At 41.8% G+C, this 18,899-nt stretch carries 21 protein-coding genes; 8 read left to right on the forward strand and 13 right to left on the reverse strand.

The genetic code is table 11. The features are described 5' to 3' along the window. Positions 1-114: 114 nt before the first annotated feature. The gene (locus tag V7O67_RS03230) at positions 115-474 is read right to left on the reverse strand and encodes a DUF192 domain-containing protein (RefSeq protein WP_406670836.1); all 360 of its coding nucleotides are present in this window, start codon (positions 472-474) and stop codon (positions 115-117) included. 83 nt (positions 475-557) lie between these two features. On the opposite strand from V7O67_RS03230, the gene yciH reads away from it, so the two are divergent. From yciH to V7O67_RS03265, 7 genes are all read left to right on the forward strand, one after another. Further along, on the forward strand, positions 558-866 hold the full coding sequence (yciH, locus tag V7O67_RS03235; protein ID WP_406656327.1) for a stress response translation initiation inhibitor YciH: 309 nt from the start codon (positions 558-560) through the stop codon (positions 864-866). A 132-nt stretch (positions 867-998) separates the two neighbouring features. Further along, the gene (gene nifS / locus V7O67_RS03240) at positions 999-2,156 is read left to right on the forward strand and encodes a cysteine desulfurase NifS (protein ID WP_406670838.1); all 1,158 of its coding nucleotides are present in this window, start codon (positions 999-1,001) and stop codon (positions 2,154-2,156) included. 16 nt (positions 2,157-2,172) lie between these two features. Continuing rightward, positions 2,173-2,541 carry an iron-sulfur cluster assembly scaffold protein gene (locus tag V7O67_RS03245; protein WP_342306239.1) on the forward strand — a complete coding sequence of 123 codons (369 nt, stop codon included), beginning with the start codon at positions 2,173-2,175 and terminating at the stop codon, positions 2,539-2,541. 23 nt (positions 2,542-2,564) lie between these two features. Next, the gene (locus V7O67_RS03250; RefSeq protein WP_342306237.1) at positions 2,565-2,927 is read left to right on the forward strand and encodes a helix-turn-helix domain-containing protein; all 363 of its coding nucleotides are present in this window, start codon (positions 2,565-2,567) and stop codon (positions 2,925-2,927) included. After that, positions 2,924-4,147 carry an Nre family DNA repair protein gene (locus tag V7O67_RS03255; RefSeq protein WP_406670840.1) on the forward strand — a complete coding sequence of 408 codons (1,224 nt, stop codon included), beginning with the start codon at positions 2,924-2,926 and terminating at the stop codon, positions 4,145-4,147. The genes V7O67_RS03250 and V7O67_RS03255 overlap by 4 nt, the downstream gene beginning before the upstream one ends. A gap of 124 nt (positions 4,148-4,271) precedes the next feature. Next, complete coding sequence (locus V7O67_RS03260) at positions 4,272-5,309, forward strand: inorganic phosphate transporter (protein ID WP_406670842.1); 1,038 nt, start codon at positions 4,272-4,274, stop codon at positions 5,307-5,309. Next, positions 5,306-5,998, forward strand: coding sequence for a TIGR00153 family protein (locus V7O67_RS03265; protein ID WP_406670843.1), 693 nt, complete (start codon positions 5,306-5,308; stop codon positions 5,996-5,998). Before V7O67_RS03260 ends, V7O67_RS03265 begins: the two co-directional genes overlap by 4 nt. Before the next feature lie 14 nt (positions 5,999-6,012). Here V7O67_RS03265 and V7O67_RS03270 read toward each other — a convergent pair whose 3' ends face one another. Together V7O67_RS03270 and purC are read right to left on the reverse strand one after the other, a co-directional pair. Further along, positions 6,013-7,458 carry an FAD-dependent oxidoreductase gene (locus V7O67_RS03270; protein WP_406670845.1) on the reverse strand — a complete coding sequence of 482 codons (1,446 nt, stop codon included), beginning with the start codon at positions 7,456-7,458 and terminating at the stop codon, positions 6,013-6,015. A gap of 32 nt (positions 7,459-7,490) precedes the next feature. Continuing rightward, complete coding sequence (gene purC, locus V7O67_RS03275; RefSeq protein WP_406670847.1) at positions 7,491-8,207, reverse strand: phosphoribosylaminoimidazolesuccinocarboxamide synthase; 717 nt, start codon at positions 8,205-8,207, stop codon at positions 7,491-7,493. 152 nt (positions 8,208-8,359) lie between these two features. Here purC and nikR point away from each other — a divergent pair, with 152 nt between their 5' ends. Continuing rightward, positions 8,360-8,782 carry a nickel-responsive transcriptional regulator NikR gene (gene nikR, locus V7O67_RS03280; protein WP_406670849.1) on the forward strand — a complete coding sequence of 141 codons (423 nt, stop codon included), beginning with the start codon at positions 8,360-8,362 and terminating at the stop codon, positions 8,780-8,782. A 2-nt stretch (positions 8,783-8,784) separates the two neighbouring features. Here the strand turns inward: nikR and V7O67_RS03285 are convergent, their stop codons facing one another. The 10 genes from V7O67_RS03285 to V7O67_RS03330 all read right to left on the reverse strand — a co-directional run bounded on the left by V7O67_RS03285 (position 8,785) and on the right by V7O67_RS03330 (position 18,772). Next, positions 8,785-9,168 carry an ArsR/SmtB family transcription factor gene (locus V7O67_RS03285; RefSeq protein ID WP_406670851.1) on the reverse strand — a complete coding sequence of 128 codons (384 nt, stop codon included), beginning with the start codon at positions 9,166-9,168 and terminating at the stop codon, positions 8,785-8,787. Positions 9,169-9,327: 159 nt separating this feature from the next. Beyond that, entirely contained in the window at positions 9,328-10,653 is a 1,326-nt protein-coding gene (locus tag V7O67_RS03290; protein ID WP_406670853.1) for a hypothetical protein, read from the reverse strand. Positions 10,654-10,657: 4 nt separating this feature from the next. Next, positions 10,658-13,369, reverse strand: a complete 2,712-nt coding sequence (locus V7O67_RS03295; RefSeq protein WP_342306227.1) for a cation-transporting P-type ATPase — start codon at positions 13,367-13,369, stop codon at positions 10,658-10,660. 39 nt (positions 13,370-13,408) lie between these two features. Next, entirely contained in the window at positions 13,409-14,341 is a 933-nt protein-coding gene (locus V7O67_RS03300) for a PfkB family carbohydrate kinase (protein WP_406671418.1), read from the reverse strand. A gap of 8 nt (positions 14,342-14,349) precedes the next feature. Next, a complete protein-coding gene (locus tag V7O67_RS03305) occupies positions 14,350-14,883 on the reverse strand; it encodes a PAS domain-containing protein (protein WP_342306226.1) in 534 nt (177 codons plus the stop codon). Positions 14,884-14,948: 65 nt separating this feature from the next. Then, positions 14,949-16,121 carry a cation:proton antiporter gene (locus tag V7O67_RS03310; protein ID WP_342306225.1) on the reverse strand — a complete coding sequence of 391 codons (1,173 nt, stop codon included), beginning with the start codon at positions 16,119-16,121 and terminating at the stop codon, positions 14,949-14,951. Between the two features lie 3 nt (positions 16,122-16,124). Further along, on the reverse strand, positions 16,125-16,646 hold the full coding sequence (locus V7O67_RS03315) for a CBS domain-containing protein (protein WP_342306224.1): 522 nt from the start codon (positions 16,644-16,646) through the stop codon (positions 16,125-16,127). A gap of 89 nt (positions 16,647-16,735) precedes the next feature. Beyond that, positions 16,736-17,011: a ferredoxin-thioredoxin reductase catalytic domain-containing protein gene (locus V7O67_RS03320; protein ID WP_406656309.1), complete on the reverse strand. Its 276-nt coding sequence runs from the start codon at positions 17,009-17,011 to the stop codon at positions 16,736-16,738. Between the two features lie 45 nt (positions 17,012-17,056). Then, positions 17,057-18,268 (reverse strand): FprA family A-type flavoprotein, encoded by a 1,212-nt coding sequence (locus V7O67_RS03325; protein WP_406670855.1) that lies wholly within the window; start codon positions 18,266-18,268, stop codon positions 17,057-17,059. A gap of 15 nt (positions 18,269-18,283) precedes the next feature. Beyond that, positions 18,284-18,772, reverse strand: coding sequence for a ferritin family protein (locus V7O67_RS03330; RefSeq protein WP_406670857.1), 489 nt, complete (start codon positions 18,770-18,772; stop codon positions 18,284-18,286). Positions 18,773-18,899: the final 127 nt, after the last annotated feature.

Raw genomic sequence — 18,899 nt, forward strand, 5'->3', positions numbered from 1 at the left:
GATATGTATAGGGTGAATTATCAGGGCTTTAAAGAACCCTTAATGTAATAAACATTTCTTTGAACAGGTTTTAAGGCAGATTCCAATAATATGGCATGTGCAAGGGTTAATGGCTTAATGGCATCGATTTTCAAAATATATTTTATCCCCTGCAGTTATTCCGATTTTGTCAGATTTTCCATGGGATGTTTCTATGATATATTTGACTTTTTCCTTACAGGAGCATATGCCAATCCAGGCTTGCAGGCTGGATGTCTGGATAACTCTTTTTTGCTCATCAAGAAAAATAGCATCAATTGGATAATTGACAAAGAGCATATGTAATGATACTTTTCTACATTTTTTCATTACAAACACCAGGGCATAATTTTCAGGAATATCTTTCCTGAACATAAGACCCAGTGCCTGTTTAAAAGTACTACATGCAAATTCGACGTGTGTAGCAACGTATTCACCATTAGATTTTAATATCATCGCTGTTTACATTAATCATCTATTTTAGTTAAAGACTATGGAGTGTTTAAAATAGATAATAATCTCGGAGGAAATACCACAAGATGAGTTCTGAAATGTGTTCGGTATGCGGATTGCCAAAAGAACTTTGCATATGTGAAGAAGTGGCAAAGGAACAGCAAAGAATAACGGTTAAAGTGAATAGAAGAAGATACGGAAAAGAAGTTACTGTTGTAGAAGGCTTTGATGCCCATGAAATAGATCTTCATGAACTTTCCACCTATCTGAAATCTAAGTTTGCATGTGGCGGTACTGTAAAAGGCAATGGTGTCGAATTGCAGGGAAACCACCTCGGACGCATGAAAGAAGTTCTTGTTGAACGGGGATTCTCTCCGGATCAGATTAAGGATTAATCTTATTTTCTTTTGTGTGTGGAATATCCACACATAATCTTGCAGTATTTTTCTGCCAGAATGTAATTCTTCAGTGTTCTTTGCTGAAGGATATTTATTTATTGAAAGTATTCTCTACTAGATGTAGATATTATGAAACGTATCTATATGGACCACAGTGCGACTACACCAGTAGATCCTCTTGTGCTTGATTCCATGTTACCTTATTTTACCGAAAAGTTTGGAAATGCATCAAGTTTGCATTCTTTCGGGCAGGAAGCTGCAGAGGCACTTGCAATTGCACGTCAGCAAGTTGCCGATTCTATTGGTGCAGAAAAGAATGAGATAATATTCACTTCAGGTGGAACCGAATCTGACAATCTTGCCATAAGGGGAGTAATCCCTCATAATACAGGAAAAAAACACATTATCACATCAGTCATTGAGCATCCTGCAGTGCTTAATACCTGTGAGTACCTTGAAAGTATGGGTCATGAAGTAACATATGTTCCTGTTGATTCTGATGGTGTAATAGACTTTGAGATGGTAGAGGGATCAATTCGTAAGAATACGGTTCTCATAACTGTGATGCATGCCAACAATGAGGTAGGTACCATTCAGCCCATAAAGGAAATTGCACAAATTGCAAGTAAACACAACATTTTGTTCCACACCGATGCAGTGCAGTCCATGGGAAAGATTCCTGTTGATGTTAATGAACTGGGAGTTGATATGCTGTCCATTTCCTCACACAAAATACACGGACCAAAAGGTTCAGGGGCACTGTATGTTCGTAAGGGCACGGCAATTGAGCCGATCGTTTTCGGTGGAAATCACGAAATGGGTATGCGTTCAGGAACAGAGAATATCCCGGGTATTGTAGGTCTTGGTAAAGCGATGGTTCTTGCAAATGAGTTTCTGGATGCGGACTCACAACATATGAAGAAAATGCGTGATTCCCTTGTTTCCCGAATATTTGATTCAATTGCAGATGTGCGCCTTAATGGCCATCCTACCCAACGTCTTCCGAACAATGTAAACCTGAGTTTCAAGTACGTTGAAGGAGAATCGCTTTTAATGCTACTTGACATAAAGGGAATTGCAGCATCAACTGCTTCTGCATGTTCATCGAAATCCCTTAAGGCATCCCATGTACTCAGTTCCCTGAATATAGAGGACGATTACATACATGGTTCTCTGAGAATAAGCCTTGGAAAGGAGAACACTATGGAAGATGTCGATTATGTTGTTAAGAGCCTCAAGGAAACAGTTTTAAAGCTGAGGGAAATGTCCGCAGTTTCCAGCCAATGAATAGCAGGAGTAAGTCATGTATTCAAAGAAAGTTATTGAGGAGTTCAGCAGTCCACAGAATGTGGGAAGTATAGAGGATGCTGATGGTGTGGGTGAGATTGGAAGCACTGTCGATGGTGATATAATAAATATATCTATTAAGGTGAAGGGCAATGTTATTGAAGATGTCAAATTCAAGACATTTGGTTGTGTTGTCGCTATTTCCACATCAAGCATGGTAACGAACCTGGCAAAGGGAAAGACGGTCGATGAAGCTCTTGAACTAACAAACGAAGATGTCATCAATGCCCTTGATGGTCTTCCTGATGGAAAGGACAGGTGTTCGGGCTTTGCACTTGACGCTCTTAAGATGGCAATCGAAGATTTTCGGCAAAAAAATAAATGATACTTAAAAAAAGGTGACTTCTTGTGAAAACAACATGTGAAATTATGGTTCAACGTGTACTGCCTGCTATACGTGCAGAGCTTGCCAGATGTATGATCTGGGAGCATGGAAAAAATCAGCAGGAAGTTGCAGATGTATTGGGACTCTCAAGAGCTGCTGTTTCCCAGTATATCAACGATAAACGTGGTGCAGAAGTTGATTTTTCAGAAGAGGCCCAGCAGGAGATCAAGAGGTTTGCTACCAGCCTGCTTGATGGAATGAAATCCAGGGACCAGGTTGCTGGAATGTGTAATGTATGCAAGTTCGTCCAGCGTTCCGGCTGGCTCAACAGGAATGAACCTGATGCTGGTTATTGCGTTCTTTGCGGAGATAACGAGGTTCATTGACGCGAAATCTTTGCATAAAATGTAAGGGCAAAGGTCTTTGTGGGCGACCAAGATGTCCTATCCTGGAGAAATTTAAGTCCATAGAGTCTGTAATTCCAAAATCATCCGGAGATTCTTCTATTTTTGGGGCATCGCCTCCATCTGTTTTTGTAGGAAGGTACAACTATCCTGAGGTTAAAGCAGGTCCAATGATCCCACCTGAGCTTGGTGGGGATGAGGCAATGCTACTTGAAGACCCTAAAGCCCTGTTGAGGATGGGGATACAGGACATAATTTCCTCTCGTTCCCAGCTGGTCCGGGCAAACACAGGCATCAACGTCAAAAATGCCCGTAATCCAGACAATCCCCTGATAGAGAAATCACAGGAGCTGGCCCTCTCAAAAAAACCTGTTGACACCGAAGCCTGGTTCAACAAGCCCATACAAAACAAGCTCAAATTCGATAATGTACTTACTCCAATGGGTCCCTCGGGTGAATTGAAGGATTTTGATATCACCGAGAATCCGAAAGTGCCCAAAAAAGTTGACGCACTTGTCTATGATACCGACGCACTTGCAAAGGATGCCATATCAGAGTTATGGGATAGTAATGTTGCTGCGGAACATATCACACGCCTTTTTTCCATCGGCCTGCTGGGGCAGGAACGAAAACTTGTCCCAACCCGTTGGTCTATAACCGCAGTCGATGACATGGTTGGGAAAGACCTTCTTAAAGGTATTCGGGACTATCAGCAATTAAGTGAGGTCATGGTTTTTAGTGGTGGTGTATTTGGCAACCACTTTGAAATTGTTTTCATTCCCCGTATGTTCTCATTTGAGTTAATGGAGGTCTGGATGCCGCGCACTGTCTGGTCAGGGGGAGATACGTGGATCGGTGCAGATCATGAGAACTTTGATGGAAAAAATAAATATTCCAATCTTGCAGGAGGCTACTATGCAGCTCGGTTGGGTGCACTGGAATATCTCCATTCCATACGCAGACAGGCAACTGTATTTATGGTTAGGGAAATAAGGCCTGAATACTGGGCACCTCTTGGTGTATGGGTTGTAAGGGAGGGTGTAAGGGAAGCTTTCAATAGTGAACCCCAAAGATTTGAATCTGTTGAACAGGCACTTGCTGATATCTCGACCCGATTGAAGACCTCTTCATCAGAATGGTTGCCAAAAGCTTCTTTATTGCCAGATGTGCGTTTTCAGAGGACACTTGACAGTTTCTTCTAATCATTGTAATATAGTTCAATAATTACTATATAGTTTATTTATTGCTATATAGTATATGGTACGCACATTTATCTCAATGTCTCTTCTTTTGTATACTAAATCTATATAGTGGAGAATATTATCGATGAGTCTTTTTGATCCTCTCGTATTGTTGTTGATTGCAGCAGGTTTATATATGGCATGGAACATTGGCGCAAACGATCTTGCCAATGCCATGGGAACGTCTGTAGGTAGCGGTGCGCTTTCTATAAAACAGGTTATTATTATTGCAGCAGTTTTTGAGTTTGCAGGTGCGGTATTTTTTGGAAAAAGAGTAACATCCACAATCGCCAAAGGTATAGTACCTATTGACACTATCAGTCTTTTAGACTCGCACCTTGTGGCAATTGGTATGCTTGCTGCGATTCTTGCTGCGAGTTTCTGGATTACACTTGCAACTTTCTACAATCTTCCTGTATCCACAACACATTCTATTGTCGGAGCAGTTCTTGGCTTTGGTCTGATAGCCGCATATAAAGGCATCATTGCATTCAGTGATATACAGTGGGGAGTTCTTTTAAAAATAGTAGGAAGCTGGCTGGTATCTCCCCTATTGGGTGCTTTACTTGCTTTTTTGATATTTTCGCTAATCAGGCATTTCATATTGCAGAAAACAGACGACCCCTATAAGATTGAGAACAAGTTCGTGATACTTCAAATCATGACAGCATGTTACATTGCATTCGCACACGGATCTAATGACGTGGCCAATGCGGTAGGACCATTGTATGCAGGACTCAATGCACTGGGGCTTGCAGGCATAGAGATACCTCTCTGGGTCATGGTCGTAGGAGGTTTCGGAATGGTACTGGGTCTTGCCACATGGGGATACCGTGTGATAGAGACAATAGGCACAAAAATAACGGAACTGACACCTACAAGAGGTTTCTCAGCTGAATTTGCAACGGCTTCTGTAGTCGTATTGCACAGTTTCAGTTCACTACCTATCTCAACTACTCACACACTGGTCGGCTCTGTCATAGGTGTGGGACTTGCAGGTGGCCTTGCAGCGGTTGACTTAAGTGTGATATGGAAGATAATTGCTTCCTGGGTAGTAACAGTGCCTATTGCAGCACTCACATCCGCGCTTATATTTACAGGACTTCTGGGGATCGGAATATGATCAAGAAAGAATATATCCGCTCGGTATTGAATATATTTGCAAGCTCACCGTTTAAGCCACTGGGAATGCACGCTAACAAAGGAGGCGAAGCCGTAAGAAAACTCGGGGAATCCGTGATTGCCTTTTGCGACGGAGACATGGAAAAAGTCGAACGACTCAATCGGGAGATTGATGTTATAGAGCATGAAGCAGATGTGATCAAGCAGACCATCCGGTCCGAACTATCATCTTCCATTATGCTGCCGGTCCATGCCAATGATCTGCTAAACTTCCTCAAACCGCAGGATTCAATATCTGATGATGCACAGGAAGCGGCATTCTGGCTTACTGTCAGAAAGTTTGATGCGCCTCCCGAGATTCGTGAGGGATTCATTGATCTCACGGAAAAGACTCTTCAAACAGTGGAAATGTATGAGGTTCTTGTTTCAACCCTTAGTGAGTTGCTGGAAACATCCTTCAGCAAAAAAGATGTTGAGGAGACTCTTGCACTTGTTGTGGAAGTAGAGGAAATGGAACATCAGGTAGATCTGGTAGAAAAGGAACTTGTAAAAACGATCTTTAACAATGAAGATATTATTGGTGCACTTGGCGTATATCATCTGGTCCGTCTGGTGAGTGGTATCGGAGACATTGCAGACAAGTCCGAGCATGCAGCAGACAGGTTAAGGACAATGGTTTTGAGAAGGTAATCACCTTCTCATTGTTATCTGTGAAGACAATTGTCTTCGTTCATCTTTTTGAGCAATTCTACAACGGAATAAGCCGCACGGGTTATGCCCATGCTTCTTTTATCAGTATCTGTTCCGGCTGTGTAAAGCCCGCTGATGGGTGTCCTGACGTCCGCAAAATAACCATCAATTGTCACGGCAGCCTTTTCAGGAACGGTAATCTGCTCATGCTTCATTTCTATATGGTCTTCTATTCCCGGGATAGCATTATAGATTGTTTCATATGCTTTCTTTGTTTGCACATCTTCATTGTTCTCCTCATCAATTATGAATGTGAAACCAACAAGCTGTTTTCCTTTTGGAGCCAGTGAGGCATCATAATTGCTGATAGGCATGGCCCAGTAGGGATTTTCCTTGAACCATATCTCAGATCCTGTATAACTAAAATCTTTCATTACCTTATCCAGTCCTAGCCAGACTGTAAGACTCTTTGTATGGACTACTCCTTTAAGTTCCTGTATATAGGAGTTTGGAAGACTCTCTACCATGGAAGGAAGGTCCGTGACAAATCCTGTGTATATGACCTTGCTGGCATTGTATACCTCATCAGCCTCAACACCGGTTATCTTGCCTTTGTCCGTAAGTATTTTCTTTACCTGACAACCTGTCTTGATCTCCACAGTCTTTGGAAGCGAGGACAAAAGGGCATTTAGAAGCGCCTTCAGACCTTTTCGGGGATAGCCCTGGGAATAGCTTACCTGATTGGTAGCCAGTCTTCCAAGAGATGTGAAAGGATTGGAAACTCTATTGATCCTTGTCTGTAATGAAGCATGTAGATTTGGTGGAAGTATTGTTCTTGGAACCGGCTCTACAGCCATCTCCTCATTATTCATTATGCTTTCAAGCTGTTCCTGAGGCACACTGTCCCTTACAAAGCTGCTCCCCGCCAGGATTCTCTGGGCAGATGTCTGCCTCATATCCTTTCCTGAAAGGAAATGGGAGATAGCATCCATGAAATCATATGTTTCCTTGGAAAGCTTGCCAGGCATTGAATCATATACAGATTGCTTTGAGAGATCAATCCCAAATGTGCAAAGGGTGAGGGCTTTGGTAATTGCCTGTGTGACCACAATCCTGTCTTTTCTGGGGAGAACATCAAACGTAACAAATTCTTTGACGTTGGATGGTACCTTCATAAAAGAGTCTTCAGTACGTACAAAATAATGGCCGTAGTCCTCGAAGATAGGAACATAATCAAAGTAATTATCCATCAGTCTCCTCAAGGGGCCAGCTTGAAGATGCGTAATGGCATGAGCACCAGTGTCTACCTGGAAACCATCCACCATATAACTGTTACAGTTTCCTCCGACAAACTCGTTTTTCTCAAGAACCAGCACTCTGTTTCCATGTTTGGAAAGTGACAGGGCAGACAAAAGGCCGCTTATGCCTGCTCCCACAACTATTACATCATATTTTTCCATTTCATCCCCTCATTACGAGTAAATGTGTGTGCTTACTCAAAGATCTCAGGCACTATGCGCCTTGCGACTTCCTCATATGCTTTTGAAAGATCGCCTTTATCAAAACGGAAGATATCCTTGTCCATAGACTGCCCTGTACTCTTGTCCCAGAGCCTGCAGGTATCACATGAGATCTCATCGGCTACAACAATCTCACCATCGTCTTTTCTTCCGAATTCAAGCTTGAAGTCAGGGAGAAGGAATCCTTTCTCATCAAGGTAATTCACGAGAATGTTGTTGATCTTAAGTGCCATCTCACGTATCTGTGCTATCTCTTCGTAGCTTGCAATTTCCATGGCAACAGCAATATCTTCATTGAGCATCGGGTCACCATACTCATCACTCTTAAAGTCCAGAACTATCACGGGTTTCTTAAAAACAGTTCCTTCTTCTATAGGGTACTTACGTGTGATAGAACCTGCAGCAATATTACGCGGGATCACCTCTATGGCAATTATTTCCACCGCATCAACAAGCATATCGGTATCAGATTCCATTGAGATATAATGGGTCTTTATACCTTCCTCCTCCAGCATTTCAAAGAGTTTCCTGGATATCTGGGCATTATAGTAGCCTTTCTTAGCAGCCTCACTCTTTTTCTTGCCGTCAAATGCTGTTAAGCTGTCCCTGAATTCTGATATCAGCTTTTCCGGATCTTCGGTTTTGTAGATGGTCTTTGCTTTTCCTGAGTATAGCTCTTCTTTCTTCATTTGTATCATCCTTTTGTCAATGGCATTGTTGATTACTTTATATATAGATGTTCTATAATTATTTATATCTTAATTGATGTAGCATTAATGTACTATAATTGCATACAAAATGTTATTATTTCAGACATATATGATTATTAAAGGTGATCTCAATGGACCAGGAACTTATGCGTATAGGTGTATCACTTCCGGAAAACCTGCTTACCAAGTTTGATACTATTATAGAAAAAAGAGGCTATTCCTCCCGATCAGAAGGTATCAGGGACGCCATAAGGAACTATATTACACACTACGAATGGATGAGCGATGTAAAAGGCAGACGTGTTGGTACCATCACACTGATATACGACCACACAAAACGTGGTCTTTCAAGTGCTCTGACAGACATACAGCACGATTATTCCCACCTTATAAAATCAGCAATCCACATTCACCTTGACCATGATAACTGTCTCGAGGTAATCATCCTTGACGGGGAAGGAGAAGATGTCAAAGTTGTCGCTGAGAGGATCATGTCACTCAAAGGTGTTACCTACGTAAAGCTTAACACAGCCCTTCCAACTGAGAAAATATAAATTTACATCCCATTTTTAAATGAGGACTCAATTGTCCTCAACATTTTTTCGCCAGGTTCTGTAAGGAAATATGTCTGAAAATTCTTGTCTCTTCTCGAGTCCACGAGCTCTGCATCCTTGAGCAATTTCAGGTGATACGAAAGTGCCGAATGTTTGTAGTCGGTAATCTCCACCAGTACACAAACACAAAGATCGCTTACCTGTAGGGCTTTGAGGATACGTATCCTTACGGGATCAGAAAGCACCTTGAAAAGAGAAACCAGTTTGTCAACATTTTCATCCATGACTTCATGAACTTTCAGGGTTATTGCATCTGGAAGTATGTAAGGCTCTTTGCTTTCGCTTGTTTCCTGTATTGTCATCTGTTGGATTATTATAAGGTTCAACAGATTAATAGGTTTTGCAATAAGATCTACCTAATATATGTGCAAAAAGGGCATATTTCAGGCTCTTTTATTACTAAACTCAGAGACGTTTTCTTGCTTTTAATCTGTTTCACAGCATCGTGGAGATCATTGATAATTCCTGCAGGATTTTTGTGTTTGTCAATACCACACTCTTAATATTCCGGTGTCAATTCCCACTCCAATAGCAACACTTTCATTCTTCAGGGTTACAGCTGCAATATTAGTGGTCAATCTACTTTCAAGTGGAAGATATCCATTAACATGAACACCATTTTCATTATGCTCCAGTATTGCAAGTTCCCTGTAATTCTGAGTTGGAAGCATTAATTCAAAATTGCTATCATTGTCAAAGTTCCCTGCAAGTGCCATGTCCAGATTCCTCGATCCGGCTAAATGAGAACTGTATCCTGAAAGACTCGAAGAAACCTGTAGTTCGTTTCCTTCCCACTGGTAGAATTCTACAATTCCTCCAATGTGCGGTGTGAGCACATCCACGATCTCTGTTTCTTCTTCTGGTCCAAATGGTGCAACAGCTATCTGATGTCTCCATCTATATCCGGTTCCGGTACTTGGTCCGGATGCCACAGTTGTTCCATCTTCATCAAAAACCACGACTCTTGCACCTTCATTTGCATTGCTTAAAGTGACAATTATCTCGCGTATTCCGTTTCCATCAAGGTCAGCCCATAAGGGGACTATTCCTTCAATGACATCTCCTTCAGGAATATCGATAACTTTAGCAATTGCAGGTGTTCCTGCAGTTTCGACCAATGTGATACTTGAAGCCTCTATGCTGTCTCCCAGCACCCCATGTTTGTAATCTTCAGTTGGGCCTGTCAGTAGAAGTATTCTCTCATCTTCGTCAACCAGCAGGCGTGCATCGGGAAGGGCGTTGACTTCAAGACGTGCAGATTCCCTGTCATTGACTCTGAATACGAGGTCTCCGCTTGTTTCTATAAACACTGTCCTCCCTGAGCTTGGAAGAACGACAGGATGGCTTAATAGTGATTCATTCCACAATCCCGGTGCAAGCAAAAAAGCTTCCTCATTCTTGATCATCAGTATTGGAGGGCTGTCGGTATGAATCTTAGCAGGACTTATATTAATTTCTTCCAGCTCACCATCAGACAGCTCAAAGGCTTCTACTGTCCCGTCATCGAGTACAACAGCCCAGATGCTTCCATTACTCGAATCTGCTGCAATTACCCATTCAGGTTTGCCTGACAGCTCTACATCTGTGTAGTCTGCATTCATGGCATCAATGTTACCTTCTACAACCCTGTTCCCGTCTGGCTGCTGATATGTGTATGCCAGTGTGAATGGTGTTATGTAATTGAAAGTGCAGTAATCGCAGTCCAATATTTCGTCAGGTATTATGACTTCTTCTTGTGTGTTCCGTGTGCCGTTCATTGTTATGGCAATGAGAACCATGACTGCAAGCACTCCAAAAAGTATGAACGCCATTTTTCTATTTCCAGACATCATCTGTGGTTTTCACACTCCTGGTGATGTATTTTAGTCCCTCTGCACAGAGGAATGTAATGAAAGCAACTCCTATTGGCATGATCCATTTTTCCGGGGATAGTGGTAACAATCCGAATGCTTCGTTCAGACGAGGTATGTACATTACTGACATTGTTGCGAAGAAGGTAGCCAGCACGCCTGCTATCATGAGCTTGTTGGTGAAAATACCTATACTAATCACAGAGCGTTCAAGTGACCTGAATGCCAGCGGTATAAAAAGTATCATGCTGACTACGGTTGCAAACGTTAGTGTTCTTGCCATAACGGTGTCGTTTGCGGGGTCACTCAGGGCAAATACAAGGAAAGATGCTATTCCCATTATGAGTGCCAGGGTGATGACCAAAAATAGGTTTCTCTTCTTCAGGAAATTATCGTTCGGGTCACGAGGTGGTCTATTCATTATACCGTCTGCTGCAGGGTCCAGTCCCAGTGAGATCGCAGGCATTATCTCGTTGAACATATTGATGAAAAGTATCTGTAGTGCCAGCAGTGGTATGAGGTCAAAACCAAGAAGTGTGATGCCTGCCATGATGAGAATCACCAGGGTGAAGTTCCTTGATATCAGATATGTTATGAATTTCTCTATATTATCATAGATCGTTCGTCCACCTTTGACAGCTTCCACAATGGTGGCAAAATTATCATCCTGCAGTATCATGACACTGGATTCTTTTGCAACATCAGTACCCTTTATTCCCATGGCAATACCAATATTGGCTTTTTTAAGCGCTGGTGCATCATTGACCCCATCACCTGTCATGGCAACGATGTGTCCTTTTTTCTGCAGGGTATCTACGATCCTGAGTTTTTGCTCCGGCATTGTCCTGGCGTACACATTTATGTTCTCAACTATAATTGAGAATTCTTCATCATTAAGCTCGTTTAGCTCATCCCCGGTCACTGCGCAGTCAGCTGCTATACGCTGGAGTTTCTCGTCTTCATAGACTCCGCATCCCTGTCTGTATCCAAAGAGTCCGATGCTTCTTCCGATGGCTTTTGCAGTCTCCTGGTTATCGCCGGTTATCATAATTACCTTAATACCGGCTTTTCTGCACATTTCCACGGCATCCTTGACCTCTTCATGAGGAGGATCGATCATGGCAACAAGTCCAAGGAAAGTCATGTCCTTTTCAGAGTTCCCCTCTAATTTTTCTCCGGGACTTTCCTTACATGCAACTGCTAGTACACGATAAGCCGAACTTGCAAACTCGAGATTTTTATCAAGTACTGTTTCCCTGTCCTCTTGGGTGATGCTGTATAATTCTCCGTTCTTTTCAATACTGCTACATTTAGGGATAACGAACTCAGGTGCTCCCTTTGTGAATGAGACTGTTCCTCTGCCGGTGTTATGGATGGTTGTCATAAGTTTTCTTTCAGAAGTGAAAACAATTTCCTCAACCATCTCATAGTCTTTATCCAGTTCATCCTTCCAAATGTCTGCCTTCGCAGCTGCAACAGTAAGCGCAATTTCCGTAGGATCTCCGATAACTTCCCATTTATCCTTTCTTTTTTCTATGGCAGAATTATTACACAATGCGATGGCTTTTAGCAGTTTTATTGAAGTATCCTCTTCCTTCACATCGACACTGTCGCCTTTTTTCAGGAAATCTCCTTTAGGTGCGTACCCTGACCCTGTAAGTTCGAGCACGTTCCCACTGGTAAATATCTTCTCCACGGTCATTTCGTTCTTGGTGAGGGTGCCTGTTTTATCCGTGCATATGACCGTTGTGGAACCAAGTGTCTCAACAGCGAGCATCTTTCTGATTATGGCGTTGTGACCTGCCATTTTCTTCATACCGTAGGCAAGGGTTATTGTAAGTGTAAGTGGCAACCCTTCGGGCACTGCTGCAACAGCAAGTGCAAGGGCTATGAGCAGCATATCAGCAAAAGGGGCACCAATGGAAATACCAATTAGAAAAGTGAGTGCTGAGGCAAGTATCGCAAGTATTGCAAGTGTCAGGGATAATCTTGTTATCTTTGCCTGCAGGGGCGTATCTTCACTTTTTGTCTGTATTAGGCTGGCAATCTGTCCTATCTTTGTTCGCATCCCTGTGGACGTGACCAAAGCTTTACATTTTCCATGTACAAGCTGGGTACCTGCAAAGATATTTTCATTTTGAGTTTTCCCAACCGGAACACTTTCACCGGTAAGGGCAGATTCATCCAGTCTAAGGGCAATGGTTTCAAAAAGGACAGCATCTGCAGGCACCTTATCTCCTGTTTCCAGGACAAGTACATCTCCGGGAATTACATCAGTTGTGAGTATCTTCCGAAGTTTCATGTCCCGGATGACCGTTGTTTCGGGCTGTACTATGCTTTTCAGGGCTTCCATTGCTTTTTCAGCCCTGTATTCCTGTATAAAGCCAAGTACGATAACAACAGCAATTGTAAACAGTATTACCCAGAAGTCAATGATCTCATCGATCATCAGGGAAATAACAGCAGCAGCCATAAGTACCCATACTATCAGGTTCACGAATTGTCCGGCAAAGACCTTCAATGCCGTAGTTCTTTCCTTCTCTTCAAGTTCGTTCTTTCCGTACTTCTGTAACCTTTCGAGTGCTTCCTGCCCGGAAAGTCCTTTTGCGGAACTTTCGAGGCCTGCGAACATCTCTTCGATTCCCACAGCTGCGTTACCCACTGTATTTACTCCCACTCCACTTTAATCAATTTAATTGAGTAATTAGTATTAGTGTTATATCTTTTTTAATCCATTGGCAAAGTTGTTGGATATATAGTTCTCAGTGCTCATACAGACATGAGAAGCAAAGTCGATGGCCTTTCCTATTATTTCATCCCATACATGTTCCTGAATATCTTCAATATCTCTGATTTTTCTGGAATATAGCATGTAAACGATGCCTGCATTGAAACTGTCCCCGGCGCCTACGGTACTAACTGGTTGTATGCTAGGTACTTCATAGAACTTTGAAAAAGAAGGTGTATTCAGGTATACACCGTCTGAACTGGATGTATATATAAGGTGATCACAGCCATTTTCCAGAACAAACTCATATGCCTCTTCAGAATTTTCGCATCCTTTTACCAGTTTCATGTCCTCATCCGAGGCTCTCACAATATCTGAATATGCTATATTTTTAGATATCATAGGCTTTATCTCTTCAATCAGTGGAAGTTGGGATTCTCGAAAATTAGGGTCATAAAGAATAATTGAGCCTGCATTTTTTGCAGAATTGATGATGGTTTCCAGCTTATTTCTGGCTTCCTTTGCCACAGAAAGGATGGATCCAAACATTACAATATCATCCGGAGCAAAGCAGGGCATATCTGTCAGAAGGCGTTCTTGCGGAAAGTCCTCGTAGAACTCATACGTGGCATCATTCCTGTCGTTTAAAAAAGCAAGTGATAATGGTGATTTACCTTCGTAGCGGTGGAGATACTCAGTTGATACGTTGTTCTCTCTTAGGAATTCATATATGCTATTCCCAATATTGTCACGGGCAAATTCACTTATAAGTGAAATCGTAACTCCTGTTCTGCCGAGTGAAATAGAACTATTGAGCATAGCTCCACCTGGGCAGGCAGAAATCGGTTTGCCTTTGTTGAAAAGAATATCATAGAACGTTTCACTTATTGCAAAGACGCGGGCTATGCTTACACCTGCCAGTTATCAGGTTATTGCTTGTCGGTTATATCGTCAAGAACTCCCTGGTAATAGATGATCTTGCCATTCTTGTCCCTCATGATGGCAGTTCTTTCTTCTACAACTCTGACATGACTTTTTTTGGTTCTGATCCTGTATGTCTGCCTGAAGTCACTTGCACCTTCCATTGCGTTCTCTGTAAGTTCCAGGTTTACACGGTCAGCATCATCCGGATGTATGAGGTCTTTGAATGTGATTTTGCCTGAAGTGAAGTCTTCTGCTTTGTATCCGAATTCTTCTATTCCTCTGGAAATGAATTCCAACGGTGCACTCTCCACCGGACTGCGCAAAAAAGCTATAACCCTGGTATTGTTCACAAGTTCCTCAAGGGCTTTAATTCGAAGCTCCATCTTTTTATGGACATCAAACGATTCTGTATCGTATTTCATAACATCCGGATTGATGTCTTTTTTCAGGCTATCTTCATTTCTGTCATCATTGCCTAAATTCCCAAATCCTGTATCCTGGCTAATAGTAACCCCTCCTATATCGGATGATAATATCAATTAATTGTTAGATTTCATAAATAGTCTTATTCACTAATTTAAGTAATTATTGTTTTAGATATTTCCTACTCGGATACTGCCATTCCTCGTTCTTTGTATCGAATAGACATTTCCAGTAGTATCGGAGTGATGATAATGGATACGACAACCATCAATACAATAGCAGAGAATACCTCATTGCTGATTATTCCAAGTTCCTTACCTATTGCAATAACCACAAGTTCTACTCCGGCACGTGGCATCATGCCTATTCCAAATATCAGACTATCCATGGAACTAAAACCCACCAGTTTTGTGCCAATGAATCCTCCGATAAGTTTTCCTGAAAGGGCAAGTACAATAACAAGTATAGCAAAGGCGCCAGCGGTGTATAGTATTTCGATATCTACTGAAAGCCCTATGAAAGCAAAGAAAAGTGGTGTGAAAAATCCGTAGGCAATACCACTAACCTTTTTTTGCACGGTCTCTATTTTTGCAAGTGGCAGGTCTGAGATAAGTATTCCGCCAAAAAAAGCACCAATGACTGCATGCAGCCCGAATGCCTCTGAAAGGTATGCTGAGAATAATGCAATGAGTATCACAAAAGAGAACAGTGATTCTTTAGTGTGCATTTTCTGTACGTATTCGAAAAGGCGCGAGAAGAGCTTCCATCCCAAAATGCCTATTATGATTATGAATGCCAGTATTTGTCCAAAGATACCAAGTATGTGGATGCCTGAGGGGAATTGATTGAGTGTTGCAAATGATACTACAATGGACAACAGGAATATGCCTATTATATCGTCGAATATTGCTGATGTGAGCATCATCGATCCTGGTTTGCTTGAAAGATAATCAGTATCTATCAACGTTTTAACAACAACACTAATACTTGTGGGGCTAAAAGCAACCGCCATGAACAGACTCTCTATGAAACTAAAACCGAACATTTCTCCCAATATGAATCCAAAACCAAACGCCACAAGTATCTGTGATATTGTAGGGATGAGTGCATTTGTTGATGCAGCTTTCAGATCCTTTATATGCACCTCTTTGTAACCTGCAGTAAATAGCAGGAATATGGCTCCCAGTTCTGCAAAGAATGTGAACGTCTCAATATCATCAGGTTTTAAAGCAAGAGCAAAGATAAATCCGGCTCCAATTTCTCCAATTATGCCTGGCAGTCCGAATCTTTCGCTAATCTCACTGAGTATTCTTGCTAAGAACAATATGACCAATATCTGGAGGAGCACTTCCATTGGTCATTTTCTCCGCAATCCATGTATTTTTTTAATCATATCTGATTTTGAAACGACACCAAGCAGTTTTTTGTTCTTGGTAATACACAACCGATCAATATGATGTTTGATCATTATGTCAGCAGCATCACAGAGGTTTGTATTATAGGGGAGTGTTACAGGGTGATGCACCATAAGGCTGGATGCCTCTTCACTTAATGCTTTGATGGCCATCAGGTGCGTATGGTGATTTCGATGGCTTCTTTCAAAAAAGAGAAATTCAAGTATATTATCCTGGTCAACGATACCAACCAGTTCATCATTTGAATTCAGTACAGGATAGCTGTGGTATGGTGTCTTTGCCATAAGTTCTATGATATTTTCGATAGGTTCAGTATCCCTTACGACAGTGGTTTCTTTTGACATTATCTGGTTGATTTTAATCTCAGCACAAATGTCAGATAATTTGTTCCTATCTCTAGGATTATCTTCTGTCTTTTTTTCACTTTCCTTTTTTTCCAGGTTTTCCTCTTTCTTTTGTATCATGTGAAATGGGTCACTGAATATGCAAAAAATAATTATCTGGAGTACTGGTATTCCAGTTCCAGTAATCAAAAAATAAGAATGTTTTTACTTTACTTAATATAGAGTCCACACTTGCAGGCACCACGGGTTTCAACATCCCTCGTCCTTGCGGCACATGGACAAATGATTTTCTTGTCTTTTTCTTTATCCCCGGTTCTCTTCTGGCAGAAGCAGTACCATTCGCCATATTCTTTTTTGTTGTTACAGATACCTTTGACCGCAGTAGTGATTACATCCCAGTCTGAATTGAGCCTGTACCCTGCTTTCTCTGCACTTTTCTGTGACCTTTCATAGAATTCTGATTCAAGTTCGCCTTCGAATTTCATTGTAACACTCTCGTTATTTTCATATTAACATTTATTTTCATAAATTTAAGATTTTGCATTCTCTTTTGCCATTTCCCCAAGCTTGTAACCGATATCACGGCACGCTCTCTTGTCTTCCTCATAAGGTCTGAATTTTACCTGCATACTCTCCATGGCAAGTTCGAATTTTGCGCTTTCAATCTCTTTTTCCATGCCTTTGACAGCTCCTCCTCCCCATCCATAGGAACCGAAGAGGAAGTATTTCTTGCCCTTGGGGCGAAGTCCGGCTACATAAGTTAGAAAACCGGATATCGTGTAGAACATCCTGTTGTTCATTGTGGGAGATCCTATTGCGATGACAGGAGATTCCATGACCTCTTTCATTGTCATGCTCCAGTCATTCTTCCTGAGATGGCGCAGCCTGACCTCAACACCTGCAGACCTTACACCTTCAACAATTTCCATGGCCATTTTTTCAGTGCTGCCCCACATGCTGTCATAAATTACCAGCAGCTTGGGTAAAGAATATCCTCTTGCCCATTTGCCATATTCTTCAATTACTCTTGATACGCCTTTTCTCCAGATGAGTCCATGTGCAGGAGCTATCATTTCAGGACTTACATCGAGCTCTTTCAGCTTTTCCACGTACTTCAGGACCTGAGGACTGAAAGGCAGCAGTATGTTGGCATAATAGATAGCCGCATCTTCCATGACATCCTCTACCTCGTCATCAAAGCGCTTGGAAGTAGCAATATGCTGGCCAAAAGCATCGTTGGAGAATAGTATCTTGTCTTCCTTGAGGTATGTCTGCATACTGTCGGGCCAGTGAAGCATTGTGGCTTCGATGAACATAAGTGTCCTTTTGCCAAGGCTTATTTCATCCCCGGTTTTCACAACCTGGAAGTTCCAGTTTTCACACCCATCTTCCTTGTAATGTTCAGAAAGCCCAGTTTGTCCTTTGGATGATGCAAACAACTTTGCACCGGGTGCAATGTCCATGATGGTAGATATAGAACTGGAATGGTCCATTTCAACATGATTGGATATTACATAGTCGATCTTTGACGGATCAACTATTTTCTTTATCCTCTTGAGCATTTCCTCGGAAAAAGTTGCCTTTACTGTATCAATAAGTGCTATTTTTTCATCAATTATAAGATACGCGTTATAGCTGCCACCTTTAGGAGTTTCATAGCCATGGAAATCTCTCAGGTTCCAGTCAACAACACCTACCCAGTATATGCCCTCGGCTATTTTCAATGGTTCATTATCATCCATAAAAAGTTCTCCTGCTTATGTCTGCATCCTGAACTCAGTTGCAGCACCAAGCAACTCATCAATTATCTGGTAGTGTCCCCTTTCAGCAGCAGCTATCTTTTCAAAGAACACACGCTGCTCTTCGTTATCTGCTCTATCTGCAAGTTCAATATAGAAATACTCACTCTTGTGTTCGAATCTAAGAGCTCCCAGAAGTATCCCTATCTCTTCAAGTTTCTCATCAGAGAATTCTTCCGTGAATGATGCCTTGAATTTTGGGAAAGTGAATTCGACTTCAGGAATGTGCTTGCTTTCCCTGAATTGCTTTAGATATTCAGCGTGCTTTTTTTCCTCATCGGCAAGGAAAACATATAGTTTGCTGGCAGTCTCGTTCTTCATTACAGATGCTTTTTCACTGTAATACTCCATTCCCTCTTCTTCAAGTTCTATTGCCAGACCTATTGCCTGGTCCATTGATTTTAGTTGATCAAGCTCTTCTGCGATCTCATGTAGTATATCTTTCATTTAAAAATCTCCTTTAGAGCAATATGTATAAACTTAAAGTGCCAATGCCCGATACTCGAACGAAGGCTAAACCCACTGTATCAAATCTTATCTTATTCTGGCTTAATATACTTTTCGAGCTTAGTTT

The organism is Methanolobus sp. ZRKC4 (genome assembly GCF_045291305.1).
Taxonomy (GTDB): Archaea; Halobacteriota; Methanosarcinia; order Methanosarcinales; family Methanosarcinaceae; genus Methanolobus.